Here is a 26,264-nt window from a genome sequence, read left to right as displayed (position 1 = left end):
TACCTCGTTGCAGCAATCATTTTCCTGAGTGTTTATCTCTTCTTGTTAACCAATGAGAGGTTGTTTTTTAGCGGAAAGGTATATATTTCTGCCACCTTTGGTCATGGCGGAAATATAAAAAAGCAGTGTGTTTGTGGGCGTTACCTTATTTTTCAAGGGGGGCGTCTGCCTCTTGCACCAGCTCGAGGAAGGCGCGCATGGCGGGGGTGATGCTGTGCTGGCGGGTGATGAAGGCGGTGTGGCCGATGTCGCGTTGCGGCGCCAGCGGCAGGCAGGCCAGATCTGAGAGGTTGCTGGCGGATCGGGCGAGGCCGGCACTGACGATGGCCCAACCCAGCCGGTGGCGCACGGCACTCACCAGGTGAAACAGGGAGTCGGTTTCCAGTACCACGTCAAGCCGGATGCCGGCCCGCTCGGCGGCGCGGTCCAGGTACTTGCGAAACTGCATGGTGCGGCTGGGCAGTACCAGCGGCTGCTGCTGCAGTGCGGTCAGGGTCAGCTCGTCGCCGGGGAGGCGCTGATCCGCCTCGTCGAGGTTCATCAGCACCGCCATCTGGTTGTTGCCCTGGGGATAGAGGTGAAAAGTCTGTTTGGCGGCGCCGGTGAGCGGCTCGTCAAACCCCAGCCCGATATCGCACTGGTGCAGCTCCAGCTGTGACAGCAGGGCTTCGTTGCTGAGCACCGAGAGACGAATGACGATATCGGGGTAGCGCTGCTTGCAGCGGGCGATGAGCGGCATGATGTCGACATTGGACTGGGGCACTATGCCGATGCGCAGGGTGCCGGAGAGCTCGCCATGAAACAGCGCCAGCTCCTGCTTGAGCGCCTCCTGTTCCAGCAGCATTCGCTCGGCATACTGGCGCACCAGCTCGCCCGCTTCGGTGAGGGCGACGAACTGGCTGGTACGCACCACCAGATCGGTGCCGAGGTTCTTCTCCAGTGCCGTGATGCTGGCTGAGAGGGTCGGCTGGGTGATGTGGCAGGCCTTGGCCGCTCTGGCAAAATGCTGGTGTTTGGCCAGTTCGTGGAAATAGTGCAGCTGCTTGATGTTCATGATCATTGGGGAGGTGAGGATGAACCTAAAAATTAATCAATTGAAAAAACGCCGTCAATAGAACAAATCTATTGCCATATAGATTTATTTCATTGGTTTTGCGTCTGCCGCCTCTCTAAACTTGAATGCAGTTTGCATTTTTAGGCCAACCTGCATGCCTGCCTACACGCCTGTCGACATCCCCGTCAATTTGCCTGCCTCGCCTTCACTGGATCATCTGGTGGAGGAGGTGGCCGTCGCCATCAACATCAATGGCATCAACCATGCGGTGATGATGGCGACCCCGGACGATCTCGACGACTTTGCCGTCGGCTTTCTGTTTGGCGAGGGGATCATCCGGCACAACCACGAGGTCCACGACATCCAGGTTGCGCCAGCCGAACAGGGTATTGTGCTGGATGTGACCATCGCCAACCGTTCCCTGGCTGCTCTGGCCCAGCACAAACGCCGGCTGACCGGGGCGACCGGTTGCGGCATCTGCGGCGTGGCGGCGGTGGAGCTGGCGCTGCCCGCACTGCCGGTGTTGCCGCTGACGCCGCCGCTGGATGGGGCCTTGCTGGCGGGGCTGCGTGCGCAGATCGCCCAGTGGCAGCTCAAGGGTCAGCAGCATGGCGCCCTGCATGCGGCGCTGGCGCTGGATGCCGAGGGCCGGATCCTGCATTGCCGGGAAGATATCGGGCGCCACAATGCCCTCGACAAGCTGATCGGCCTGCTGCTGCGTCAACACAGTGCGTGCGACACCCTGGTGGTGACCAGCCGCTGCGGCAGCGAGCTGGTGCAAAAAGCCGCCCGCTTTGGTGCCCGTCACCTCATCTGTCTGGCATCGCCCAGTCAGCTGGCGGTCAGGCTAGCCCTCAAATACAACCTCAACGTCGTTCATATTCCCAAGTTTGATGCCCCGGTCAGCTATTCGAGCTATCGCCCGGCGGATCCCATCGGAGAGTGCCATGAGTCATATTGAAAAGCCCGCCAAAGCCGGCGGTTTTTCGTCCCTGCAATCCACCATGAAACAGGTGCTGCGCAGCCAGAAGACCCGTCAGAACATCAAGAACCTGCTGCGGGTCAACCAGACCGACGGCTTCGACTGCCCGGGTTGTGCCTGGGGTGACAACGACCACGGCACCTTCCAGTTCTGTGAAAACGGCGCCAAGGCGGTGGCCTGGGAATCCACCGGCAAGACGGTGGGGGCCGAGTTTTTCGCCGCCCACTCGGTGCGCCAGCTGGCGACCCAGAGCGACTACTGGCTCGAGTATCAGGGGCGGCTGACCGAGCCGATGCGCTACAACCCGGCGACCGATCACTACGAGCCAACAAGCTGGGACGATGCCTTTGCCCTGATTGCCGACACCCTCAAGGGGCTGAATAGCCCGGACGAGGTGGAGTTCTACACCTCGGGACGTGCCAGCAACGAAGCTTCCTACCTCTATCAGCTGTTTGGTCGCCTGTTTGGCACCAACAACTTCCCCGACTGCTCCAACATGTGCCACGAGGCGAGTGGGGTAGCGCTGATCCAGTCGGTCGGCATCGGCAAGGGGACTGTGGTGCTGGATGACTTCGATCAGGCCGATGCGGTGTTCGTCTATGGCCAGAATCCGGGTACCAACCACCCGCGCATGATGAATGCCTTGCGTCAGGCGGCGCGCGGCGGCTGCAAGATCGTCAGCTTCAACAACTTGAAAGAGGTGGCCCTCGAGCGCTTTGCCAGCCCGCAGAGCCCGCTCGAGCTGCTGACCCCGGCGGCCACCACCATCAGCCACCAATACCTGACGCCGAAACTGGGGGGCGATATGGCCGCCATCCGCGGCATGGCCAAGTACATGCTGGAAGAGGCGCCGGAGGCGGTGGATCGCGACTTCATCGCTCGCCACACCCGCCAGTTTGCCGAGTACGAGGCGCAGGTGCGTGCCACCGACTGGGCGGCGATCGAGCAGCAATCCGGCCTGACTCGCGCCGACATCGTGCAGGCTGCCAGGGTCTTTGCCGCCAGCCAGCGCATCATCAGCTGCTGGGCCATGGGGGTTACCCAGCATCTGCACTCGGTCGATACCATTCGCGAAATCGTCAACCTGCACCTGATGCGCGGCCAGATTGGCAAGCCGGGGGCGGGGCTCTGCCCGGTACGGGGCCACAGCAACGTGCAGGGCAACCGCACCATGGGTATCAACGAAAAGCCGACAGCCGCCTTTATCGACCGGTTCGAGCGTCACCTGCAGGTGAGCCTGCCGCGGGCCCGTGGCCACAACGTGTACGAAGCGCTCAAGGCGTTGGACGAGGGCAAGAGCAAGGTGCTTATTTGCCTCGGTGGTAACCTGGCTGCAGCGGCGCCCGATACCGACTTCACCTACTGGGCGATGAAAAAGGCCGAGCTCAACGTGCAGATCAGCACCAAGCTCAACCGCAGCCATCTGCAGGTGGGCAATGCAGCGCTGATCCTGCCCTGCCTCGGCCGTACCGAGCTCGATATCCAGCGCAGCGGCAACCAGAAGATCACGGTGGAGGACACCTTCAGCATGGTGCACGCCTCGACCGGCGCAGCCGAGCCGGTATCGCCGCTCTGCCTCTCCGAGACCGACATAGTTGCGCGGATGGCTCACGCCACCGTGGGCAGCGAGCGGGTCGACTGGCTGGCTCTGCGCGATGACTATGCTCGTATTCGTGATCTTATCGAGCAGACCATCGTCGGCTTTGCCGATTTCAATGCCCGCATCCAGCAGCCGTGCGGTTTTCATCTCGATAACTCTGCGGCGCTGCTGACCTGGAATACCGCCAGCGGCAGCGCTGAGTTTCGTGCCAGCACCCTGCCGCAATCAGTGCTGCCGGAGTGTACCCGCCATGCCGAGCAGATGGCGGATCAGCCGGTACTGCTGCTGCAGAGCCTGCGTTCTCACGATCAGTACAACACCACCATCTACGGCATGGATGACCGCTATCGCGGCATCAAGGGCCAGCGCAACGTGGTGTTCATGAACGAGGCGGATGCTCGCCAGCTTGGCTTTGCCGAAGGGGATCGGGTCGACATGGCGGCCATCTGCAACGACGGGCGCGAGCGCTGCGTGACTGGTTTTGTGGTGGTGATCTACCAGATCCCGCGTGGCAACATCGCGGCCTACTATCCGGAAACCAACCCGCTGGTGCCTATCGACAGTATCGGTGCCGGCTCGTTTACCCCCACCTCCAAGTCCATCCCGGTGCTGGTGACTGCCTCCCGTCAACAGGACAATCTGTTGCTGCTATGAGCTGAGAGGTTTGCAGGCGTGGGCCGGTTCAAGCCTGCCAACCCAATGCAGCAGAGCCCGCACATCCTATAAACAACAACGCCGCATAAGACATGCGGCGTTGTTGTTTGCGTGATTGGTGCCGGTAAGAGGAGTCGAACCCCCGACCTTCGCATTACGAATGCGCTGCTCTACCAACTGAGCTATACCGGCGTGCCACTAGATTCCCGAAAACAGCGGGGCAAGTCAATGAGCTGTGCTCAGTTTTATGAGTGGGCTCATGGAGTTACGGTCAATGTCAGAGGTCGGCGAACTCCGGAATATGGGCCCGGCCGCGGCTTTCGAGAAAATCGAGCAGCGCACGGGGGGAGCGCGCCAGGATCCGCTCTGCCGGGAAGCCGGCTTCGGTGACCAGTCGGTGGCAGTGCTCGAAATCCCCGAGGCTGAATGCCACGTGGGAGTCGGAGCCGAAGGTGAGGTAGGCACCCAGGTCCCGCGCTGCCTCGACGATAGCACGGCAGTTGCCTTCACTGCCCGGGCGGGAGTGGCTGAAGGAGGAGTTGTTGAGCTCCAGCGCCACCCGATACTCTGCCGCTGCCTTGACCACGGCCTGGATATCGATGAGGAAGGCGGGATTGCCGGGGTGGCTTATCATGTCGACCCGGCCGCTCCTGATGGCGTTGATCATGGCCTGGGTGTGGGTGGCCTTGTCGCAGGGGGGGAACACCGGCTCGTGAAAGCCCGCCATGATCATGTCAAGCCGCGATTCGTAGCGTTCGGGGAAGTCGATCTCGCCATCTATGTTCTTGATGTTGGCTTCGATGCCGCGCAGGATGCCAACCCCGTCGACCACCCGTGGCAGCACGTGCAGATTGACGAAGTGCCAGAAGTGGGGGGCATCGGCCATGTCGGGGCCATGATCCGTGGTGGCGAACAGCTTGATCCCCTTTGCCTTGGCGATGGGCAGGTAGTCGTGAATGGTGCTGTAGGCGTGGGTGCTGGCGATGGTGTGGGTGTGGGTATCGACCGTGTACTTCATCTTATCTTCCCCTCTGGCGTGAGGCGCCAGCATAGCAAAGGCGGCGGGTCGAGACCATGTCGTGGCTTGTCATACTTTGTCACAAATTGGTGTCTGTCTGACAAAGTTTGAACACGCTTGGCGGTCATGATGGCGTCATCGATGAAAGCCTGAACTCGCATCGATGGGTTGGATCAGGATGGTGCAACCTCATTTCCCCGCCGTCGCGCCCTGCGACGGTTTTTTTTTGCCTGTTTGCCAGCGCGCTGCGCGGGTAACGGGCAAATAACGGGCAAAAAAATGCCCAACTAGCATGGAGCAGGTTGGGCGAGACTTAATGTTTAATTGCAGTGGCATAGATATAGAGTCCGATTCGTCCGTGAAGTTCCCGCCTTGTTCCCCATTTTCAACAAAAACATTTCACTAACACCCGTTCACATTCTCTTGACACAAAAGGTTGTGAAACGTACTTTTTAAACATTCGTTTAAGTGAGGTGTCCTGTGAGTAAAATCGATACCAAAAACCGCATTCTCGATGCCGCTGAGGTGTTGTTTGCCGAACGGGGGTTCGCCGATACCTCTTTGCGTCTGATCACCAGCGAGGCCGATGTCAACCTGGCGTCGGTGAACTACCACTTCGGCTCCAAGAAGGAGCTGATCCAGGCGGTGCTCGATCGCTATCTGAGCCTGTTTATGCCCGAGCTGGATGCACGCCTCCATACCCTGATGACACAGGAGCAGCTGACCCTGCTGCAGGTGTTCGAGAGCTTCGTCGACCCGCTGATGAAGCTGGTAGCGGTGCGCACCAACGGTCCGGCCATCTTCATGCAGCTGCTGGGACGCGGCTACATCGACAGCCAGGGTCACCTGCGCCGCTTCATCACTGCCCACTATGGCCCCATTTTGCAGCGGATCACCCAGGCTATCTCCAAAGCCAACCCGGCCCTCTCGCCAGCGGATCTCTTCTGGCGCCTGCACTTCACCCTAGGCACCGTCGTCTTCACCATGGCCTCTGCCGATGCGCTGCGCGACATCGCCCTGGCCGATTTTGGCCAGCAGCTCGATGTCGAGGGGTTGGTACGCAACGTTATTCCTTATCTGGCGTCCGGAGTCGGGGCACCAGTGGAGTCGACCAGGCTCTCCCTGGCCGTGTAACAACCAACAATAAATCAACGGAAACAGTGAAATAGAAGGAACTTGAGTATGATCACATTGCTTATCCTGCTGGTGCTGGCGATAGCCGTCGTGCTCGGCGTGCCCTCCATCCGTAAAAAGGTGGTCACCCGCCCGGTGTTCGGCATCTTCAAGAAGATACTGCCGCCCTTGTCGGCCACCGAGCGGGAGGCCATGGAAGCCGGCTCCGTCTGGTGGGATGGGGAGCTGTTTCGCGGCAACCCCGACTGGAAAAAACTGCACGGCTACGGCAAGGCGACGCTGACCGCAGAGGAGCAGGCCTTTATCGACAACCAGGTCGAAACCCTGCTCGCCATGGTTGACGACTTCAAGATCGTCAACGAAACCAAAGACCTGCCGGAGCCGGTGTGGGACTATCTGAAGAAGGAAGGCTTCTTCTCCCTGATCATCCCGAAATCCTACGGCGGCCGCGAATTTTCGGCGATTGCCAACTCCACCATCGTTACTCGTATTGCCACCAAGAGCCTGAGCGTGGCGGTTACCGTCATGGTGCCGAACTCCCTAGGCCCGGGCGAGCTGCTGATGCACTACGGCACCCAGGCCCAGAAAGATTTCTGGCTGCCGGGGCTGGCCAATGGCAAAGAGGTGCCCTGCTTCGCCCTGACCGGGCCGGAAGCGGGTTCCGATGCTGGTGCCATTCCTGACAAGGGAATCGTCTGCAAAGGGATGCACAAGGGGGAAGAGGTGCTGGGTATTCGCCTCAACTGGAACAAGCGCTACATCACCCTGGCGCCGCGCGCCACCGTGCTGGGGTTGGCGTTCAAACTGTATGACCCGGAAAAACTACTGGGTGACAAGGAAGAGCTCGGCATCACCTGCGCGCTCATCCCGACCAGCCACCCGGGCGTGCGCGTTGGCGATCGTCACTACCCCATGGGTCTGGCGTTCCTGAACGGCCCGACCTTCGGCAAGGATGTGTTCATCCCGCTCGACTGGATCATCGGTGGCCCGGATTACGCCGGTCGCGGCTGGCGCATGCTGGTGGAGTGCCTCTCCGCCGGTCGCGGCATCTCGCTGCCTGCGCTCGGGACCGCCTGTGGTCACATGGCGAGCCGCACCGTGGGCGCCTACTCCTATGTGCGCAAGCAGTTCGGCATGTCCATCGGCAAGTTTGAAGGGGTGCAGGAAGCGCTGGCCCGTATCGGCGGCCTCACCTATCAGCTGGAAGGGGCTCGTCGCATGACCGCAGGTTCCCTGGACTTGGGTCAGGCTCCAGCCATCGTCACTGCGATTTCCAAGTACCACATGACCGAGATGGCGCGCCAGATCATGGATGACTCCATGGACATCCACGCCGGTCGCGCCATCCAGCTGGGCCCGAAAAACTACACCGGCTACGCCTACATGGGTATTCCGGTCGCCATCACGGTGGAAGGGGCCAACATCCTGACCCGCAACCTGATGATCTTCGGGCAAGGCGCCACCCGCTGTCACCCGTACGTGTTTGCCGAGCTGGAAGCGGCGGCCGATACCGACGTGGAGCGCGGTCTCGAGAAGTTTGACGCCCTGCTGATGAAGCACATCGCCTTCGGCGCCGGCAATTTCTTCGGTTCCCTGTTCCAGGGACTGACCCTGGGTCAGTTCAACAGCGCGCCGGTGGCCGGTGAAACCGCCCGTTACTACAAGCAGTTGTCTCGCATGAGTAAAGGGCTGGCCCTGTGCGCCGACGTCTCCATGCTGATGCTGGGTGGCGATCTCAAGCGCAAGGAGATGATCTCCGCCCGTCTGGGTGACGTGCTGAGCCACCTCTACCTGGCCTCCGCCACCCTCAAGCACTACGAGGATCAGGGCCGCATGGTCTCCGATCTGCCGTTCGTGCAGTACGCGGTGGAGCGCAACCTCTACCTGATTGGCAAGGCGTTCGAGGGCTTCTTCCAGAACTTCCCGAACAAGGTGGTGGGTGCCGTGCTCAAGCGCGTGGTGTTCCCGTTCGGCGTCGGTTACAAGATGCCGGCCGACGATCGTTGCCACGCCATCTGTCTGGCCATGATGAAGCCGGGCGAGTTCCGCGACCGTCTGACGGCGCTGTGCTACGTCGGCAAAGACGAGGCGGACCCGGTTGGTCTGATGGAGCGTGCCTTCCAGGCCATGGTCTCGGTGCAGCCCTACGAGAAGAAACTGGTGCAGGCCCAGAAAGAGGGCAAACTGCCCCGCAAACTGGCGCTGCCGGAGCTGGTGGCCGCTGCTCTGTCTCAGTCCATCCTGAGCAAGGACGAGGCGGACAAGCTGCTGGCCGCCGATGCCCTGCGCTACGAGGCGATCCAGGTGGACAACTTTGCCCCGGGCGAGCTGGAGGGGTTATCCCAGCAAAACCCGGTGGTGCACGCCGCCTGAGAGAGCGCTCCCTCCTGAACCTGAAACCGGCCAATCTGGCCGGTTTTTTTGTTTGTTAACCCTGCATTTACAACCTCGATTAATTCCAGTTTAATGCAATGGCCCCCCACCCTTGGGGCAGGAAGCAAGGCCAGCGGAATGGCCGACAACAACAAACTCAGGAAGAGTGAATGAATCTCGCCAAAACGGCGATCGAACGCCCCATCTGGGTGGCGGTTTCGATCGTGCTGATTTTTCTGCTGGGCCTGCTCAGCATCCGGGGGCTGCCGATCCAGCTGTTTCCCGACATCGATCGCCCGCACCTCAACATCTCGGTGGACTGGCGCTCGGCCTCGCCCCAGGAGATGGAATCGGAGATAACCGACCCCATCGAGCAGGAGATGCAGGGGGTGCAGGGGCTCAAGAACCTCACCAGCAACAGCTTCCCCGGCTTTACCGAAATCGACCTGGAGTTTGCCCTCGGCACCGACATGCAGCGGGCCCAGCTCGACGTCATCTCCCGTCTTAACCGGGTTTCCGGCCTGCCGGACAAGATTGGCGGCCCCTACGTCAACAACTACAGCAGCAACGACACCCTCACCTTCTTTTTCATCCAGCAGCTACCCGGTGCCAAGGGGCAGATCGACGATCACCAGGCGCTGATCGAGGCGCGGATAAAACCTGAGCTGGAGCGCATTCCCGGGGTGTCGACCGTCGATATCCAAGGGATTAACGAGCGCCAGATCCAGATCCGTTTCGACCCTTACCGCGCCGCCGAGCTGGGGGTGGAGATCCCGGTACTGGCCAGCCGGGCCAGCACCGGCTGGGACGTCTCCGCCGGTACCCTCGACATCGGCCGCTGGGAGTACAAGCTGCGCTTTGCCGGCCGCTACGACGTGGCGACTCTGGGAGACAAGGTAGTGGACTGGCGCGACGGCCTGCCCATCTATCTGCGGGACGTGGCGGAGATCCAGCTGGCCCGGGAGGAGAACCCGGTGCTGCGCATCCAGAACGGCAACACCGCCATCGCGGCCCAGATCTTCAAGGAGAGCGGTGCCAACGCCCTGGCGGCGCTGGAGGCCATCAAGCTCAAGGTGGGCGAGCTCAACCGCGAGGTGCTGGAGCCGGTCGGCCTGCACATGGAGCAGTCATTTGACGCCTCCCTCTACATCAACCGGGCGGTGAGCATGGTGACCGCCAACCTGGGGCTCGGCGTGCTGCTCTCCTGTGCCATCCTCTGGGTCTTTCTGCGCCAGCTCAAGGCGACCCTGATGATCGCGATCGCCATTCCCATCAGCATCATGCTCACCTTCTGCCTACTCAAGGTGCTGGGGCGGACCCTCAACGTCATCTCGCTGGCGGGGATCGCCTTTGCGGTGGGCATGGTGCTCGATGCTGCCATCGTGGTGCTGGAGAGCATCTACCGGCGCCACGAGCGGGGCGATCTCAGCAAGGCGGAGGCGGCGCTGGAAGGCACCAGCCGGGTGTGGACCGCCCTGGTGGCTTCCACCCTGACCACGGTCGCCATCTTCCTGCCGGTGCTGCTGCTCAACGACGTGGAGGGACAGCTGTTTGCCGATCTGGCGCTCACCATCGCCTGCGCGGTGACCGTCTCCATGCTGGTTGCGGTGACCGTGCTGCCGGCGGTGGCGGCGCGCTGGATGGGGCGTGAGCGGCTGATCGATCCCTATGAGGGGCTGTGGCAGGGCGCCACCCGACGGGTGATCCGTTGGACCGGCACCTCCCGCCAGCGCTGGACCGTCATCACCCTGATGATGAGCCTGCCGGCGCTGGCCACCTGGGCTCTGTTGCCGAAGATGGACTATCTGCCCGACGTGAAGCGCGATGCGGTGGATGTCTGGATGAATTTCACCCCGGGTTTCAACCTGCAGGCCCAGCGCGAGGAGGTGATCGACACCCTGATCGCCCGTCTCGCCCCTTACATGAAGGGGGAGCGGGAACCGGCCCTCAAGAACTACTACATCCTGCGCTACCCGGGTGGCGCCCAGATCGGGGTGCGGCCGAAAGAGGAGGATCAGATCAAGGTGCTGGAGCAGCTGTTGATGAAGCAGCTGCTGGTGGGGATCCCCGACACCCAGGTGTTTGGCGGCCAGGGGTCGCTGTTCGGCGGCTTTGACAGCGAGAACGGCATCTCCCTGCTGCTGCAGGGAGGCGATCTGGCCGAGCTCTACCAGGCGGCGCGGGCCGCCATGGCTATTGTCAAGCAGGATCTGCCTGGCGCTCAGGTGAGGCCGCAGCCGGATCTCGATTTCACCGCCCCCGAGCTGCGGCTGGTACCGCAGGACAGGCGTCTCGCCGAGGTGGGCTGGGATCGCATGCCCATGCCCGCCATCATCCAGACCTTCGGCGACGGGCTGCGGGTCGGCGAGTATTTCGACGGGGAGGAGCGGCTCGACATCATGCTGATGGGGCAGACCTCGGCCAACCCGGACGAGCTCAAGGCGGTGCCGCTGGCGACCCCGTCCGGGCGCATCGTGCCGCTCGGCGAGCTGCTGCGGGTGGAGCACGACATGGGGCCGGCCAGCATCTTTCGGGCCGATGGCCGGCGTAGCATCAGCCTGCAGATCTCGCCCCCGGCGGGGATGAGCATGGAGCAGGTACTCGATACCCTGCAGAGCAAAAGCTTTGCCGCCATCCGGCCACTGCTGCCTGCCGGCGGCGAGCTGCGGGTCTCCGGCAATGCCGACAGTCTGCAGCAGGCGCTGGGCAACCTGGGGGCTATCTTCCTGTTTGCCGTGATGATCCTGCTGATCCTGTTGTGGGGGGTGTTTGCCTCCCTCAAGGATGCCGTGCTGGTGCTGCTGACCCTGCCGCTTGCCACCGTCGGCGGCGTGCTGGCGCTGCACCTGAGCGGCCTGCTGGTGCCGCTGCCGATGGATCTGCTGACCATCATCGGTTTCGTCATTTTGCTGGGGCTGGTGGTCAACAACGCCATCCTGCTGGTGCATCAGACCCGCACCGCGGAGCGGGAGGGAATGAGCCGCCAGCTGGCGGTGGCCGATGCCCTGCAAAGCCGGATGCGGCCCATCGCCATGACCAGCCTCACCAGCATCTTCGGCATGCTGCCGCTGATGCTGAGCCCGAGCGAGGGCAGTGAAATCTACCGGGGGCTGGCCACCGTGATCGTTGGCGGCATGAGCTGCAGCACCCTGTTTACTCTGATCCTGTTGCCCGCCTTCCTGCGACTGGGAGAGCGGGTCGAATCACCGCTCGCCCTGCGCCAGCGGGCCTGAACAAGGAGCTCATCGATGACACACGGTTTTACAAGGATGGTAGTGGGCGCGGCGCTGCTGGCGGGGGGCGTATTCCCCACGCTGGCGCAGGGCAAGATGGTGACCCTGGCGGATGTGACCCGGGGGGAGGCTGCGGCCAGCATCTGGGTCAGCGGCACGGTGGCGAGCCGCCAGCAGGCGGCGCTCAGCGCGGAGGTAAGCGGCCGGGTGGAGTGGATTGCCGAGTTCGGCAGCCGGGTCAGCAAGGGGGATGAGCTGCTGCGCCTCGACAGTGCGGCGCTGCGGCTCTCGCTGGAGCAGGCTCAGGCCGAGCAGGCCAAGTGGGAGAGCAACGTGCGCTTCGCCCGCGCCGAGTTTGGCCGGCTGGCGACGCTGCACCGCCAGAAGAGCACCTCCCAGAGCCAGTATGACAAGGCGCGTTATGACGTGGAGCAGGCTGAACTGGCCGAGCGGCTGGCGCGGGTGCAGGTGCGCCAGATTGAGGAGCAGCTGCGCAGAAGCCACATCTTCGCGCCGTTCGACGGGGTGGTGAACAACCACTTCATTCAGCCGGGGGAGCACGTGGATGCCGGTGAGCAGGCGCTGGAGCTGGTCAATCCCGATCAGCCCGACATCCGCCTGCAGGCCCCCATCGTCTGGGCCGGTCAGCTGGCGCCCCAGACCCGGCTGCGGGTGGAAGGGGAGCAGCTCAGCGGCCACGGTGTCTATTACCAGCGGGCGGCGAGCGCCGACCCCAAGTCGCGCCTCATCGAGCTGCGCCTCAAGCCCGAGGCGGGGCGCTTCATCATCGGCTCGCCGGTGCGGGTGGCGTTGCCGCTGGCGGAGCAGCAGACCATGCTGCTGCCGCGCGATGCCCTGGTGCTCAACACCGAGGGGAGCGTGGTCTATCAGGTGGAGCAGCGCGGTGAGGAGCTGACGGTGAACCGGGTGCCGGTGACCGTGCTGTTCGGCGACAGCCGGCAGGTGGCGGTGAGCGGGGCGCTCAAGCAGGGCGACAGGGTGGTGGTGCGCGGCGCCGGCAGCCTGCAGGACGGCGACAAGGTCGAACTGTTTCGCGGCTGAGGCGGCGGTTTCGCCATAAAAAAACGGCTCCCGCGGGAGCCGTTTTTGGTGCCGGTGAAGGGCGATTACTCGACCATCATCACCTTGCAGGTGTTGGTACTGCCGACGGTTTCCATCTTGTCGCCGTGGGTCAGCAACACCATGTCGCCGCTTTGCAGCAGCCCCTTGGCCTTGAGCACGTCCAGCGCGTCGCGGCACACCTCGTAGACCGGCTTGGTCTCGTCGCCGTCGAACAGCACAGGGGTGACGCCGCGGTAGAGGTTGGTCCAGGCCAGGGTCTTGTTGTGCGGTGACATGGCGAAGATCGGCAGGCCGGAGCTGATGCGGGACATCAGCAGCGGGGTGGTGCCCGATTCGGTCAGCGCCACGATCGCCTTGACCCCTTCCAGATGGTTGGCTGCATACATGGTGGACATGGCGACGGCCTCTTCCACCGAAGTGAAGGTGTAGCTCATGCGGTGGTTGGAGACGTTCAGGCTCGGGTGCTTCTCGGCACCGACGCAGACGCTGGCCATGGAGGTGACGGTCTCGATGGGGAATTGACCGGCGGCGGTCTCGGCGGAAAGCATCACCGCATCGGTACCGTCCAGCACGGCGTTGGCCACGTCCATCACCTCGGCACGGGTCGGCAGCGGCGCGTTGATCATCGACTCCATCATCTGGGTAGCGGTGATGACGACGCGGTTCAGGCGACGGGAGTGGCGAATGAGTTTTTTCTGCACGCCGACCAGCTCGGGATCGCCGATTTCGACGCCCAGATCACCACGCGCCACCATGACGGCATCGGAGCCGAGGATGATGTCTTCCATCGCCTCGTCGGTGGCGACGGTTTCGGCGCGCTCGACCTTGGCCACGATCTTGGCGTTGGAGCCGGCTTCGCGGGCCAGCTCGCGGGCGTAGCGCAGGTCATCACCGCAACGGGGGAAGGAGACGGCCAGGTAGTCCACGTTCATGCGGGCGGCGGTCTTGATGTCTTCCTTGTCCTTTTCGGTCAGGGCCGGGGCGGAGAGGCCACCACCCTTCTTGTTGATACCCTTGTTGTTGGAAAGCGGACCGGCCACGGTGACCGTGGTGTGGATGCGGGTGCCTTCGACCTGCTCCACCTTCAGCTGCACGCGACCGTCGTCCAGCAGCAGGATGTCGCCGGCGATAACATCGCCCGGCAGGCTCTTGTAGTCGATGCCGACCTGCTCCTGACAGCCTTCACCCTTGCCGAGGGCTGCATTGAGGATGAACTTGTCGCCGACGGCCAGATAGATCTTGCCGTCCTTGAAGGTGGAAACGCGGATTTTGGGGCCCTGCAGGTCGCCCATGATGGCGACGTGACGACCCAGCTTGGCGGCGATGTCACGCACCTGGTTGGCGCGCAGGATGTGGTCTTCAGCAGTGCCGTGGGAGAAGTTCATCCGCACCATGTCGGCGCCGGCACGGATGATCCCCTCGAGGATCCCTTCGCGATCGGTGGCCGGACCGAGTGTGGTTACAATCTTTGTACGTCTTGGCATGAAAGACTCCAGTTTTGAAGTTGATATGACTTGAGATACTGCCCCGTCAAGCGCATGACCCATTGCACCCGCTTGCAAGCCATCTGGGTGGCTTTTGTTACTAAATTACAATACTACACCAAGGAAGGTGGCAGAGACAGCCGGGGGCCGAGGCCCCCGTTGCTTACGAAGAGTGGGGTGTATCAAAGCGGGATTCGCGCAAACCTTCTTTGACTTTCTTCAGGTTTTCGCGAAATTTCATGCCGCGGCGCAGGGTGAAACCGGTTGCCAGCACATCCACCAGGGCGAGCTGGGCGATGCGCGAGGCCATCGGCATGTAGACGTCGGTGTCTTCCGGCACGTCCATGGAGAGCACCAGGTTGCACTCGCGCGCCAGCGGGGAGTCCTTGGCGGTCATGCCGATGACGGTGGCGTCGTTCTCGCGGGCCAATGCGGCAATCTCCACCAGCGCCTTGGTTCGGCCGGTGTGGGAGATGAGCACCACCACGTCCCCTTCGCTGCTGTTGATGCAGCTCATGCGCATCATGACGATGTCATCAAAGCTCACCACCGGGATGTTGAAGCGGAAGAACTTGTTCTGGGCATCGCGGGCGACGGCGGAGGAGGCGCCAAGGCCAAAGAAGCTGATCTTCTTGGACTGGGTCAGGATATCGACGCAGCGATTGATGGCGGAGATGTCCAGGCTGTTCTTGGCAGCATCGAGGCAGGCCATGGTGGATTCGAAGATCTTGGCGGTATAGGTATCGGGCCCGTCTTCCGCCTCCACGTGGCGGTTCACATAGGGCGTGCCGTTGGCCAGGCTCTGGGCCAGATGCAGTTTGAAATCGGGAAAGCCTTTGGTATCGAGACGGCGGCAGAAACGGTTGACGGTCGGCTCGCTGACGTCAGCCATCTTGGCGAGGGTGGCGATACTGGAGTGGATGGCCGTCTGCGGAGAGGCCAGGATGACCTCGGCGACTTTACGCTCTGATTTACTGAAACTTTCCAAATTATTAGTAATTTTATCAAGGGTATTCATCATCACCACCAGGCGTTTTTGTAATTTAGCTTCAGTGTCTTTGCACTAAATTCATGGCTAAGCAGGTTTCCAATCAACTTGATGACTATACAAGACAAGCTCTTATCGAAACTAATCTCGGCCCTGCAAAGTATGACTCATGTCTAATTATTTCGTTGTTTTGGTTACAAACTTCCAGTCATTCCGTGAAAGCGCTTACAAATGTTGCAAAGCAACAACACTGTGAGCGGGCGCACAGTTGCACCCATCAAACGCGCCGCAAGGGGAGGGGCTCGGGTAGAATTGGCACCAAATAATAATTGCGGGACGGTAACGGCCGCCCCGACCCCAGTAACGAAGGAGTTGTTTTATGCAGCATACCCATGCGCTGGTCGGCGACGTAGGCGGCACCAATGCCCGGTTGGCCCTGTGCGAGCTGGCAACCGGCACCATTTCCCAGGCCAAGACCTATTCTGGGCTGGCCCACCCCAGTCTGGAAGCCGTGGTTCGCCTCTATTTGGATGAGCACAAGGTGCAGGTGGGCGAAGCCTGTATCGCCATCGCCTGCCCCATCAACGGCGACTGGGTCGCCATGACCAACCATAGCTGGGAGTTTTCCATCAGCGAGATGCAGGCCAATCTGGGCCTGACCCGGTTGCAGGTGATCAACGATTTTACCGCCGTCTCCATGGCGGTGCCGGTGCTGGATGCGGCTGACTGCATCCAGCTGGGGGGCTCGGCGCCCGTGGCCGGCAAGCCCATCGCCATCTACGGGGCTGGCACCGGCCTTGGCGTCGCCCATCTGGTGCACACTCGCGAGCAGTGGCTGAGCCTGCCGGGCGAGGGCGGCCACGTGGACTTTGCCGCCAACAGCGAAGAAGAGGATGCGGTGCTGCAGGTGATGCGCGCCGAGCTGGGCCACGTCTCGGCCGAGCGGCTGCTTTCCGGCCCCGGCCTCGTCAACATCTACCGTGGTTTGGTGAAATCAGACGGCCGCGAGCCGCAGGCGTTCGAACCCAAGGACATCACAGAGCGCGCGCTGGCGGGCGAGTGCCTGGACTGCCGCCGTACCTTGAGCCTGTTCTGCGTGCTGATGGGCCGCTTTGCCGGCAACCTGGCGCTCAACATGGGCACCTTCGGTGGCGTCTACATCGCTGGCGGCATAGTGCCGCGCTTTCAGGAGTTCTTTATCGGCTCGGGCTTTCGGGTGGCCTTTGAAGACAAGGGTCGTTTCAAATCCTACCTCAAGGATATCCCCGTCTTCCTCATCACCCACGAGGGACCGGGTCTGCTCGGCGCCGGCGCCTATCTGCGCCAGTCGCTCGGCATCAAGTTATAAGCCGGCGGCTTGGCGGGGGACGGATCGGCCATGGTTCAGCCTTGATTCAGTGACCATGGCGTAGAGTGTCAACACGTACTCAAGAAGGCAGGGCTCCATAAGGAGTTGGGACTTGTCTTCATCCGCTGGGTGCGTTTGTCACCTGACAAGCCTGAACTGTTTCACCGGCCCTCGCGGCCGGTTTTTTTATGCCTGCGGTTTGCCGGCTGGATGGGGATGTCGTCCTTTGCGAAAGGATGGGCCTACGCCGCAATGCACTGCGCCTGCCGGGTGGCAGGCGCAGTGGGCAGGGATGGGCTCAGGGCAGGTCGAGAGTGAAGCGGGCGCCCCCGAGCGGGGACTCATCCACCATGATCTGGCCGCCGTAGCTGTGCACGATTTCGGTGACCACCGCCAGCCCGATGCCCTGGCCGGGGGAGCTGTCGGCGCGCACCCCGCGCTGGAAGATCTGCTGCGACTTGCCGGGGTCGATGCCGGGGCCGTCGTCCTCGATTTCGATCCGCAGCCGGTCGAGCCGGCGGCTCACCGTCACCCTGATCTCGCTGATGGCGAACTTGAAGGCGTTGTCGAGCAGGTTGCCCATCAGCTCCATCAGATCCCCCTGTTCGCCGGCGAAGAAGACGTCGTCATCGAACTTGAAGCGGGTCTGCAGCTTCTTGTGGCGATAGACCTTGGCGAGGCTGGCCAGCAGCTTCTCGATGAGGGGCACCGGCTCGGTGCCTTTGCTGGCGAGGCGCTGGCGGCCGGTAACGGCGCGGCGCAGCTGGTACTGGATGATCTGATCCATGGTCAGGATCTGCTCATTGATGTTGTCGTGGATGTCGCGTCCCAGTTTGACCTCCTGCGCCGTCATCTGGATCAGCGCCAGCCGTGTTTTCAGGCTGTGGGCCAGGTCGTTTAGGGCGTGCTGGTAGCGCTGGGTCTGCTGCCGTTCGTTCTCCAGCAGCTGGTTGACCGACTCGGTCAGCGGCGTCAGTTCCCGTTCATAGTCGTTGGAGAGTGCATCCCGCTTGCCGGCTCGGATCTCGTCCATCTGGCGCGCCATGGTGCGCAAGGATCCCAGGCTCCAGAAGCTGGTGAGCAGCAGCAGGGCACCGAGCATCATATAGGCCAGCAGGGCTTGACGAATACGCTGGTGGAGATAATCACGGGTCTGGGCCAGATAGCGCTTGGCCGAATCGACCATCACCACGTAATAGGTGGTGGGTCCGTCGCCGTGATTGCGCAGAAAACGCAGGCTGTAGATGAAGTAGCTCTCGCCATTCTTGATGGTGTGGAGCTTGAAGAAGTAGTCCTGATCCAGCCCACCCAGATACTTCATCAGATCCTGGCAGATGGTGTCCTTGGCCTGGATCACCTCTGGCATATGCATGCTGGACCAGCTCAGCTGGCCGTCGGCCCGGCAGATCAGGGTATCCAGATTGGGGTCGACGGCATCCGGGGTGATCCGGCCGAGATCCGTGGTTGCCCGGGCTTCCGGCAGCTTGGAGGAGAACAGCTTGGAGAGGTTCTCCTGCATGCGGGTGCTGGCTTTCTGGGCCTGCTCCTCGGTGTGACCCAGATAGAGGATGTAAACCGAGAAGGCCATGATGAGCGCGATGACCAGCATGGCGCTCAGCATCAGCTTGATGTGCAGCGAGCGGCGGATGAAGCGCATGGGGCGCAGCAGACGAACGTCCATCAGCTGCACGACAGGTTGAAGATGTAACCCTGGCGGCGGATGGTGGAGATGGGCTGGATGGTCCCCTCCGGATCCAGCTTCTTGCGCAGCCGGCTCACCATCACCTCGATGGTGTTGGGGTCCCCCTCGCCATCGCCATAGAGCTGGTCCAGCAGCTGTTGCTTGGAGACCACCTGGCGGGCGTTGCGCATCAGGTATTCGAGGATCAGGTATTCAAAGCTGGTGAGCACCACCGGGGTGCCGGCGATGGTCAGCTCCTTGCGGGAGAGATCCAGCTCGTAGTCGCCGGCCTTGACCCTGGGGGAGATGAAGCCGGCACTGCGACGCACCAGGGCGTTGAGGCGGGCCAGCAGCTCGTCCTTCTGGAACGGCTTGACCAGGTAGTCGTCCGCCCCGGCTTCCAGCCCTTCCACCTTGTCCTGCCAGTTGCCGCGCGCGGTCAATACGATGATGGGGAAGGGGATCTGCTGCTCGCGCAGCTGGCGGATGAGCTGCAAACCGTCCATGTCCGGCAGACCCAGATCGATGATGGCCACGTCGATGGGATAGTCGGCGGCGTAATGCAGGGCCACCTGGGCGCTGTCGGTGCTGTGTACCTGATTCTGGGCTTCGGTCAGCAGGGTGCTGAGGTGGTGATTGAGCAGCTTGTCGTCTTCGACCAACAATATTTTCATAAGGTGCGCGATCATGGGGATCCAGGCTGTCAATTAGAGGGCTTATGACGGGGAGAGTCAATCCGGATCCTAACAGCCCTGGCTGTATCGGGACTGAATCAGCCCGCCATTATTTACCCCCATCATTAGCCACTTCCTAGTCTGTGTGAACCAGGGGTTGACTCGTCTCATCACCGGTCTGCTGACGCCACAGCCTGGCATAGAGCCCCTCGCGTGCCAGCAGTTCATCATGGCTGCCTGACTCCACTATCTGACCTGCTTCCATCACCAGGATGCGGTCCGCCTCGCGCAGGGTATTGAGGCGATGGGCGATGCTGATGAGGGTGCGGCCGCGGCGGATGGCCGGCATGTTGGCCATGATGGCTGCTTCCGACTCATAGTCGAGGGCCGAGGTAGCCTCGTCGAGCAGCAGGATCCTGGGGTTGACCAGCAGGGCGCGGGCCAGTGCGATGCGCTGGCGCTGCCCGCCCGACAAGCGGGCGCCTTTCTCTCCCACCTGTTGCTCGAAGCCCTGGGGCAGCTCGCGAATGAAGGCGAGGGCTCCGGCCAGCTGCGCCGCCTGCTCCAGCTCGGCCTGGTTGGCATCGGGGCGGCAGATGCGGATGTTGTCGGCGATGGTGCCGGAGAACAGCACGCTCTCCTGCAGCACCACGCTCATGTTGCGGCGCAGGGAGACGGGATCGGCGATGGCGAGATCCATGTTGTCCACCAGAACCTGACCGTGCTGGGGCACATAGAGCCGCTGCAGCAAACGGGTCAGGGTGCTCTTGCCGCAGCCGGACGGCCCCGTGATGCCGATAAACTGCCCCGGCTCGATGGTGAGGGAGAGGTTGGCCAGCACCTCGGGGGCATCCGGCTGGTAACGAAAGCGGATGTGGCGAAACTCGATGGCGCCCTGAAGGGCGGGCACGGAGGCGAGCCCGTTGTTGCCATGCTCCGGGGCCTCATCGAGGATGTCGCCGACCCGGCGCAGGGCGATCAGGGTGTGCTGAAAATCCTGCCACACCTGGGCCAGGCGCAGCACCGGCTGGGTGACGTGACCTGACAGCATGTTGAAGGCAACCAGCTCCCCCGGGCTCATGCGGCCGTTCAGTACCTCGCCGACCCCGAGCCAGAGCAGCAGGGCAGCGGTGAGCTTTTGCACCAGGTCGATGCCCTGGCCGGCCGCCAGCCCCACCTTCTTGGCCTGAAAACCGCGCCTGAGCTGGCGTGCCAGCAGGCGTTGCCACTCCTGGTAGAAGCGGCGCTCGGTGGCCGTGGTCTTGATGGTTTCGATGCCGGTGACCGCCTCGGTCAGAAAGCTGGTGGCATCGGCATCCGCCTGATACTCCGCCTCGACCTTCCTGCGCACCAGCGGCCCTATCAGCAGCCAGAGCAGGAAGTAGATCAGCAGCGAGCCGAGCACGCAGGCGGTCAGGCGCGGAGCGTAGTGAAACATGACCCCGACGAACAGCAGGATGAACAGCAGATCCAGCACCAGCATCAGGGTCGAGCCGGTGAGGAACTGGCGGATCTGGGCCATCTCCTTGACCCGGGCGATGATCTGGCCGGTCTGGCGGGCTTTGAAATAAGCGATGGGCAGGCCGACCAGATGGCGATAGAGCTTGCCGGAGAGCTCGGCATTGACCTGGTTGGCCAGGTGACCGAACACCTGGCTGCGCAGAAAGCCGTAGAGCGGCTCGGCGCAGGCCAGCGCCACCATGGCCAGGGCCAGCACGTGCAGGCTGCCGAGACTGCGCCCCACCAGCACCTTGTCAATGATGTTCTCGAACAGCAGCGGGCTGGCGAGGGCGATGAGCTGCAGCAAGATGGCGAAACAGAAGACGTCCCGCAGTTGTTTCTGCTGGCGCAGCACCGCTGGGCTGAACCAGCTCAGCCCGAATTTGACCTCGGCCGGGGTGAGATCCTGCTGGGCCAGCAACAGAAAGTGCCACTGCGCCGCCTCGGCCTGGTTCGGCAGCGGTTGCAGCCCGCTGCTGCCGCTGGCGGGATCAAACAGCTGCCAGCCCTCTGGCGTGATGGCGGTGATGGTGTACCAGCGACCATCCCGCTTGAGCAAGGCCGGCAGCGGCAGCGCCGCGAGCGGGCAGCCCGGCCCCTGCGACAGGGCGCTGCGCAGGCCAAGACGGGCGGCGGCTTCCCGCACCGTCAGATCGGGTGGTGCCAGATCGCACCCCAGGGCGTGGGCCAGCTGTTCGGCATCGGCCGTCAGCATCAGCTGGTGCGCTGCGTGGGTGAGGGCGGCGAGGGCGCCATTGGCGATGGGGGCGGACTCGTTCACGGGGGCTTCACGGGCCGGCAAAGCGTGTGTCATCGTCATCGCTCCCGCAGCGCCTCGGCCTGATATTCGCGAATGGGGCTCAGCAGATAGTCGATGACCCGGCGGCGGTCGGTCTTGATCTCCGCCACCACCGACATGCCGGGGGTGAGCTTGACGGGCTGCTGGTCGATCAGCATCTCGCCCTGGCTCAGCTTGACCCTGGCGGCAAAGACCAGCCCCAGCTGCTCATCGGCGGTGGCGTCGCGCGACACGCTCACCAGCTCGCCATCTATGGTGCCGTAGCGGGTATAGGGGAAGGCATCCACCTTGATGCTCACCGCCTGCCCCTCGTGCACGAAGCCGATGTCCTTGTTGAGGATCTTCACCTCGGCGAGCTGCACCCCTTCGTTGGGCACGATCACCAGCAACTGCTGGGCCGGCTGCACCACGGCGCCCTGAGTGTGAATGGCCAGCTGCTGCACCGTGCCGGCCACGGGGGCGCGGATCACCTCCAGGTGCTCTCGCTCGCGCAGCTTGGCGAGCTCCTGCTCGATGGCGGTCAGCTGCAGCCTGGCCTGCTGGCGTTTCTCGATCCACTCCCGCTGCTTCTGTGCCTTGAAGCCGGCCAGCCGCTCCTGCAGGCTCTGCTGCTGGGATTGCAGCACCTCGAGCTCGGCCCGCTGCTGGGCGAGCTGGCGCTGGGTTTCCAGCAGCTCTTTTTCCTGCTCTAGATACTCCACCCGGGAGATGGCCTGGGATTGGCTCAGGGTCTGACGGGCCTGCAGGCGAGGGCGGATGTTGGCCAGCAGGGTGGTGAGAGATGCCATGTCGCCCCGTCTGGCGGCCTGGTTGGCCTGGTTGACCCCGAGCTCGGCCTGCAGGTTGCCGAGGGTGCTGTGAAATTCGTGCAGTTCGCTCTGGTAGTTTTCCACCAGCGCCTGCTGCTGCTCCGGCGTGAGCCTGACATAGTCCGGATGCTGGTCGGGGGCCTGGTCACGATAGAGCGACTGGTAGCGGATCAACGTCTGGTACTGGAATGCCTGCTGCTGGCGCAAGCGGCTCAGATCCTGACTGACCCCTAGCGTATTGAGGGTCAGCAGCGGCGCATCGGCGGCAACCGCCTGACCATCTTCCACGTGGATGCTCACCACTCTGGCCTGCTCGTAGGACTGGATCATCTGGCTGCGGCCAAGCACCAGCAGGCGGCCGCTGGCGGTGGCCTGGATGTCGAGCTCTCCCCAGCAGGCCCACAGCAGGGTCAGCAGTACGCCGGCACTGAGGGTCAGTGCCGTGATGCGGGCAAAGGGAGAGGGGGGCGTCTCGGCCAGCGCCAGGTGGGCTGGCAGAAAGCCGTAGTGGGTATCCGCCTGCCGGGGTGGACGGGGTTGGCGAAAGCGGGCCAGCCAGGTACGCAGATTCATGGGGTCTCCTCGTGCAAGTCCTGCTGCAGTCGCCACAGCCGGGCGTAGTGCTCTCCTCGCGCCAGCAGGCTGGCGTGGTCGCCCTGCTCGACAATCTTGCCGCGCTGCAGGACGATGATGCGGTCGCACTGGCGCACGGTGGAGAGTCGGTGAGCGATGATGATGACGGTACGGCCACAGGCGATCTGTCGCATGTTGCGCTGGATCAGCGCCTGGGACTCATCGTCGAGGGCACTGGTGGCCTCGTCGAAGATGAGGATCCTGGGGTCGGCCAGCAGGGTGCGGGCGATGGCGATGCGCTGGCGCTGACCGCCGGAGAGCGAGCTGCCCCCCTCCGCCAGCACGGTGTCGTAACCAAGGGGCAGCCGCAGAATGAAGTCGTGGGCCCCGGCCAGGGTGGCGGCCCGGATGATCTGGTCCAGGCTGGCATGGGGCATCGACTGGGCGATGTTGTCCCGTACCGATTTGTTGAACAGGTGGTTCTCCTGCAGCACTACGCCCATCTGTTGACGCAGGTGGTGGAGGGGGAGCTGGCGGATGGATTGGCCGTCGATGAAGATCTCGCCCTGCTCGGGTTGGTAGAGGCGCAGCAGCAGTCTGGCCAGGGTGCTCTTGCCCGAGCCTGAGCCGCCGACCACCCCGAGCGTTTCGCCGGCCGCTATGGTCAGGGAGAGATCATTGATGATGAGGGGGGCGTCCGGCTGATAGCGAAAGCGCACCCGCTCCAGCCGAATGGCGCCAGCACTCACCTGACCCGCGCCGTCACGCTGGTGTTCGGGGGGCAGGTTGAGCATGTCACCCAATTTGTCCACCGCGATCCGGGTCTGGATGAACTGGCCCCACAGCTCGACCAGCCGTGACAGGGGCAGGGCCACGTGGCCGGCCATCATATTGAAGGCGATGAGCTGGCCGATGGTGAGCTGCAGGCTGATCACCTCGCTCGCACTGAGCCAGAGTACGCCGGCGCTCACCAGTTTTTGCAGCCACATGACGCCGTGCTGGGAGGCATTGTTGAGCTGCTGAACCCGGTAACCGGCGGTTACCATCTGGCTGGTCTGCTCATCCCAGCGCCGCACGAAGCGCGGCTCCAGCGCCAGGCTCTTGAGGGTCTCGGCGCCGGCGACCGTCTCGTTCAAGAAGGCGGTGTTGGCGGCGGCGTGGCCGAACTGCTGCTCGACAGCCTGCTGCATGCGCGGCGTGATCCACCAGGCGATCAGTACATAGGCGGGGATGGAGAGCAGGATCACCAGGGTCAGCATGCCGGAGAGGCTGGCCATGACCGCCAGGAAGACGAACATGAACAGCACGTCCACCGTCAGGGTGAACATGGTGCCGGTCAGGAACTCGCGGATGGTATTGAGCTCCTGCACCCGGGTCACGATGGCCCCCACCTGGCGGCTCTTGAAATAGAGCAGGGGCAGGGCAAACAGGTGCTGCACCATGCGCAGGCCGAGTTGGATGTCGATCCGGTTGGCGGTGTGGGCGTACTGGTACTCCCGCAATCCGCGCAGACAGACTTCCACCAGGGCGGTGATCAGCAGCCCGAACACCAGCACATCCAGCGTCGACCAGGCCTGATGCACCAGTACCTTGTCCATGACGACCTGAAAAAAGAGCGGGGAGATGAGAGCCAGGAGCTGCAAGACCAGCGAAAAGAGCAATATCTCCCCCAGTAGCCGTTTCTGCTGCAGGAAGGCCGGAATGAACCAGCGGATGTCAAAGCGGCTCTGCTGTCTGCGTACTTGATAGACTCGTCCGTTCCAGCGAGCCAGCAGTACCTGCTGGTCGATGACCTGGGGATTGCCGACGGCGGGGTCCAGGATCAGGGCCTGCTCCCCCTGACGCTGGGCCAGGACGCAGGGGTTGCCGTTGTCACTGAGCAGGACCAGGGGGAGCGTCTGTTTGGCGAGTTTGCGGGGAGCAATGTGACGTTGGCGGATCCGGCTGTCGGTCTGCTGCTGCAGCCTATCGACAATAATATCAAAGGGTTCGTCTGGCGTGATATCTATATCTTTAGGGGGGCATCCCAATAATCCGGTAATAATCTTCAAGCATGCCAAAACAGACTCGTCATGCGCAGTCATAATATACCCCGTTGCCGCGTTTAAACCCCTCCTGTTTATATGGGGCAAGGTGACCTGTTACAGGCAGGGCGCGCATACTAACGAGCCAACAATTATCTGTCAAATATTATGTACGCTGACAAAGTCAATAATAAATTCACTGAGTCCATATATCTAAAAGCGATCTCAAGTGTGGCCTCATTATTAACCTTAATGAGTTTGTTGATATTTATTTTGACGTAATTGCTCTATTTTTGAATCATCGTTTAATTGAATCAGATAATATTTTCAAATATGGTAAATATAGCGAAAAATGAAATGTTAGCACCATGTTGATTTATCTTTGGTGGGATTTTTGTTTTTTGTTTTACCTTATATTTATTGATAATGGAATTTATATGACAGAGCAGTTTGTACAGACAGTATCCAGCGTCAACTACAACAAGGGGATTTTCTCCCTCTATTTCGTCGGCCAGGATCCGCTCAAGATGGCGCAGGGCGTCATGGCTGAAAGCGACAATGAGTTGGCGCTGAAACAGACGGTCCACATGCCGGCAGCTGGCTTTATGTATATGGTTTCAATGATAAAAAACATGCTTGAAGATCCGCGCATGGCGGCCGAATTCGACAAGCTGATTGCCGCTGGCCTGATCCCGGCCGCCCCTGCCGACGCACAGGAAACTGCTCCTGCCGCCACTGCACAGGCTGCGCCGCGCAAGAAGAAATAAGTTTCCGGTGTGGGGAGTCAATGCACTTGGTATTGCAACCAACGGAACCTAACTGGCAACAAAAAAAACATATGTTGGGAGGTGTCATGCTGCTCAGTCAGCACTCCTCCCTGCACCGGCGTTATTCCGTCGCCGAGTGGCAGCAACGTATATTGCCAGCATTTGAATTGAACCAGTTCTGCTATTACGAAGACTCACGCGGACGCCCGGTTGCATTTTGCAACTGGGCGTTTGTCTCTTTATCCATTCGTGACACCTTGCTGGCCGCCGAGCGGGAGCTGATCCGTGAGGATTGGCAATCCGGCGACCACATTTTTATTCCGGAGATGATAGCGCCATACGGACACGCCCGCGCCGTGGTGAGCGATCTGCGTCGCCGGATATTCTTGCCATGGAAAGGGCAGCGGGTCTGCACAGTACGCGGCCATGTTCATGCCGAACTTGGCCATTGTGTGCGCAGGGTGCAGTGGTTTTCCATTTAATCAT

Annotated in this window: 18 protein-coding genes and 1 tRNA gene; 9 read left to right on the top strand and 10 right to left on the bottom strand. The window is 62.0% G+C overall.

Features of this window, described 5'->3' with window-relative positions:
- Window positions 1-145: 145 nt before the first annotated feature.
- Complete coding sequence (locus tag AACQ43_RS03745) at window positions 146-1,060, bottom strand: LysR family transcriptional regulator (RefSeq protein WP_211162448.1); 915 nt, start codon at window positions 1,058-1,060, stop codon at window positions 146-148.
- Between the two features lie 148 nt (window positions 1,061-1,208).
- On the opposite strand from AACQ43_RS03745, the gene fdhD reads away from it, so the two are divergent.
- Entirely contained in the window at window positions 1,209-2,015 is an 807-nt protein-coding gene (gene fdhD, locus AACQ43_RS03740; protein ID WP_168966019.1) for a formate dehydrogenase accessory sulfurtransferase FdhD, read from the top strand.
- Window positions 2,002-4,290 (top strand): FdhF/YdeP family oxidoreductase, encoded by a 2,289-nt coding sequence (locus AACQ43_RS03735; protein ID WP_168966017.1) that lies wholly within the window; start codon window positions 2,002-2,004, stop codon window positions 4,288-4,290. Before fdhD ends, AACQ43_RS03735 begins: the two co-directional genes overlap by 14 nt.
- A 116-nt stretch (window positions 4,291-4,406) precedes the next feature.
- Here AACQ43_RS03735 and AACQ43_RS03730 read toward each other — a convergent pair.
- Window positions 4,407-4,482: transfer RNA gene (locus tag AACQ43_RS03730), tRNA-Thr, on the bottom strand.
- A gap of 85 nt (window positions 4,483-4,567) precedes the next feature.
- Window positions 4,568-5,308 carry a phosphatase gene (locus AACQ43_RS03725; protein ID WP_168966015.1) on the bottom strand — a complete coding sequence of 247 codons (741 nt, stop codon included), beginning with the start codon at window positions 5,306-5,308 and terminating at the stop codon, window positions 4,568-4,570.
- A gap of 480 nt (window positions 5,309-5,788) precedes the next feature.
- Here AACQ43_RS03725 and AACQ43_RS03720 point away from each other — a divergent pair, with 480 nt between their 5' ends.
- From AACQ43_RS03720 to AACQ43_RS03705, 4 genes are all read left to right on the top strand, one after another.
- On the top strand, window positions 5,789-6,442 hold the full coding sequence (locus AACQ43_RS03720; RefSeq protein WP_168966013.1) for a TetR/AcrR family transcriptional regulator: 654 nt from the start codon (window positions 5,789-5,791) through the stop codon (window positions 6,440-6,442).
- A 48-nt stretch (window positions 6,443-6,490) separates the two neighbouring features.
- Window positions 6,491-8,815, top strand: coding sequence for an acyl-CoA dehydrogenase (locus tag AACQ43_RS03715; protein ID WP_168966011.1), 2,325 nt, complete (start codon window positions 6,491-6,493; stop codon window positions 8,813-8,815).
- Between the two features lie 170 nt (window positions 8,816-8,985).
- Window positions 8,986-12,048 (top strand): efflux RND transporter permease subunit, encoded by a 3,063-nt coding sequence (locus AACQ43_RS03710; RefSeq protein WP_168966009.1) that lies wholly within the window; start codon window positions 8,986-8,988, stop codon window positions 12,046-12,048.
- Window positions 12,049-12,063: 15 nt separating this feature from the next.
- Complete coding sequence (locus AACQ43_RS03705) at window positions 12,064-13,110, top strand: efflux RND transporter periplasmic adaptor subunit (protein WP_168966007.1); 1,047 nt, start codon at window positions 12,064-12,066, stop codon at window positions 13,108-13,110.
- A gap of 65 nt (window positions 13,111-13,175) precedes the next feature.
- Here the strand turns inward: AACQ43_RS03705 and pyk are convergent, their stop codons facing one another.
- A complete protein-coding gene (gene pyk, locus AACQ43_RS03700; protein ID WP_168966005.1) occupies window positions 13,176-14,615 on the bottom strand; it encodes a pyruvate kinase in 1,440 nt (479 codons plus the stop codon).
- Between the two features lie 163 nt (window positions 14,616-14,778).
- Window positions 14,779-15,633 carry a MurR/RpiR family transcriptional regulator gene (locus tag AACQ43_RS03695; protein WP_005298732.1) on the bottom strand — a complete coding sequence of 285 codons (855 nt, stop codon included), beginning with the start codon at window positions 15,631-15,633 and terminating at the stop codon, window positions 14,779-14,781.
- Window positions 15,634-15,982: 349 nt separating this feature from the next.
- Between AACQ43_RS03695 and glk the strand changes: the two genes are divergently transcribed.
- Window positions 15,983-16,951, top strand: coding sequence for a glucokinase (gene glk / locus AACQ43_RS03690; protein WP_168966003.1), 969 nt, complete (start codon window positions 15,983-15,985; stop codon window positions 16,949-16,951).
- 298 nt (window positions 16,952-17,249) lie between these two features.
- On the opposite strand, the gene AACQ43_RS03685 is transcribed toward glk, so the two are convergent.
- The 5 genes from AACQ43_RS03685 to AACQ43_RS03665 form a co-directional block, all read right to left on the bottom strand.
- Window positions 17,250-18,632 carry an ATP-binding protein gene (locus AACQ43_RS03685; RefSeq protein ID WP_168966001.1) on the bottom strand — a complete coding sequence of 461 codons (1,383 nt, stop codon included), beginning with the start codon at window positions 18,630-18,632 and terminating at the stop codon, window positions 17,250-17,252.
- A complete protein-coding gene (locus tag AACQ43_RS03680) occupies window positions 18,632-19,306 on the bottom strand; it encodes a response regulator (RefSeq protein WP_168965999.1) in 675 nt (224 codons plus the stop codon). Before AACQ43_RS03680 ends, AACQ43_RS03685 begins: the two co-directional genes overlap by 1 nt.
- A gap of 136 nt (window positions 19,307-19,442) precedes the next feature.
- The gene (locus AACQ43_RS03675; RefSeq protein WP_168965997.1) at window positions 19,443-21,620 is read right to left on the bottom strand and encodes a type I secretion system permease/ATPase; all 2,178 of its coding nucleotides are present in this window, start codon (window positions 21,618-21,620) and stop codon (window positions 19,443-19,445) included.
- A gap of 2 nt (window positions 21,621-21,622) precedes the next feature.
- On the bottom strand, window positions 21,623-22,987 hold the full coding sequence (locus AACQ43_RS03670) for an HlyD family type I secretion periplasmic adaptor subunit (RefSeq protein ID WP_077096041.1): 1,365 nt from the start codon (window positions 22,985-22,987) through the stop codon (window positions 21,623-21,625).
- Complete coding sequence (locus tag AACQ43_RS03665) at window positions 22,984-25,017, bottom strand: peptidase domain-containing ABC transporter (RefSeq protein ID WP_339354002.1); 2,034 nt, start codon at window positions 25,015-25,017, stop codon at window positions 22,984-22,986. Before AACQ43_RS03665 ends, AACQ43_RS03670 begins: the two co-directional genes overlap by 4 nt.
- A 362-nt stretch (window positions 25,018-25,379) precedes the next feature.
- Between AACQ43_RS03665 and rtxH the strand changes: the two genes are divergently transcribed.
- Together rtxH and rtxC are read left to right on the top strand one after the other, a co-directional pair.
- A complete protein-coding gene (rtxH, locus tag AACQ43_RS03660) occupies window positions 25,380-25,778 on the top strand; it encodes a protein RtxH (RefSeq protein WP_076361215.1) in 399 nt (132 codons plus the stop codon).
- Between the two features lie 20 nt (window positions 25,779-25,798).
- Window positions 25,799-26,260: an RTX toxin-activating lysine-acyltransferase RtxC gene (gene rtxC / locus AACQ43_RS03655; RefSeq protein WP_168965993.1), complete on the top strand. Its 462-nt coding sequence runs from the start codon at window positions 25,799-25,801 to the stop codon at window positions 26,258-26,260.
- Window positions 26,261-26,264 lie beyond the last annotated feature (4 nt).

The organism is Aeromonas sp. DNRA1 (assembly GCF_963888745.1).
Lineage (GTDB): Bacteria > Pseudomonadota > Gammaproteobacteria > Enterobacterales > Aeromonadaceae > Aeromonas > Aeromonas hydrophila.
Note: the sequence above shows the minus strand (reverse complement) of the source record. Positions and strands in the feature narration are given on the sequence as shown.

Bases quoted from the DNA above. Each gene is read 5' to 3' on its own strand.
- AACQ43_RS03745 (WP_211162448.1), bottom strand. From the start codon at position 1,060: ATGATCATGAACATCAAGCAGCTGCACTATTTCCACGAACTGGCCAAA.
- fdhD (WP_168966019.1), top strand. From the start codon at position 1,209: ATGCCTGCCTACACGCCTGTCGACATCCCCGTCAATTTGCCTGCCTCG.
- AACQ43_RS03735 (WP_168966017.1), top strand. From the start codon at position 2,002: ATGAGTCATATTGAAAAGCCCGCCAAAGCCGGCGGTTTTTCGTCCCTG.
- AACQ43_RS03725 (WP_168966015.1), bottom strand. From the start codon at position 5,308: ATGAAGTACACGGTCGATACCCACACCCACACCATCGCCAGCACCCAC.
- AACQ43_RS03715 (WP_168966011.1), top strand. From the start codon at position 6,491: ATGATCACATTGCTTATCCTGCTGGTGCTGGCGATAGCCGTCGTGCTC.
- AACQ43_RS03710 (WP_168966009.1), top strand. From the start codon at position 8,986: ATGAATCTCGCCAAAACGGCGATCGAACGCCCCATCTGGGTGGCGGTT.
- AACQ43_RS03705 (WP_168966007.1), top strand. From the start codon at position 12,064: ATGACACACGGTTTTACAAGGATGGTAGTGGGCGCGGCGCTGCTGGCG.
- pyk (WP_168966005.1), bottom strand. From the start codon at position 14,615: ATGCCAAGACGTACAAAGATTGTAACCACACTCGGTCCGGCCACCGAT.
- AACQ43_RS03695 (WP_005298732.1), bottom strand. From the start codon at position 15,633: ATGAATACCCTTGATAAAATTACTAATAATTTGGAAAGTTTCAGTAAA.
- glk (WP_168966003.1), top strand. From the start codon at position 15,983: ATGCAGCATACCCATGCGCTGGTCGGCGACGTAGGCGGCACCAATGCC.
- AACQ43_RS03685 (WP_168966001.1), bottom strand. From the start codon at position 18,632: ATGGACGTTCGTCTGCTGCGCCCCATGCGCTTCATCCGCCGCTCGCTG.
- AACQ43_RS03680 (WP_168965999.1), bottom strand. From the start codon at position 19,306: ATGAAAATATTGTTGGTCGAAGACGACAAGCTGCTCAATCACCACCTC.
- AACQ43_RS03675 (WP_168965997.1), bottom strand. From the start codon at position 21,620: ATGACACACGCTTTGCCGGCCCGTGAAGCCCCCGTGAACGAGTCCGCC.
- AACQ43_RS03670 (WP_077096041.1), bottom strand. From the start codon at position 22,987: ATGAATCTGCGTACCTGGCTGGCCCGCTTTCGCCAACCCCGTCCACCC.
- rtxH (WP_076361215.1), top strand. From the start codon at position 25,380: ATGTTGATTTATCTTTGGTGGGATTTTTGTTTTTTGTTTTACCTTATA.
- rtxC (WP_168965993.1), top strand. From the start codon at position 25,799: ATGCACTTGGTATTGCAACCAACGGAACCTAACTGGCAACAAAAAAAA.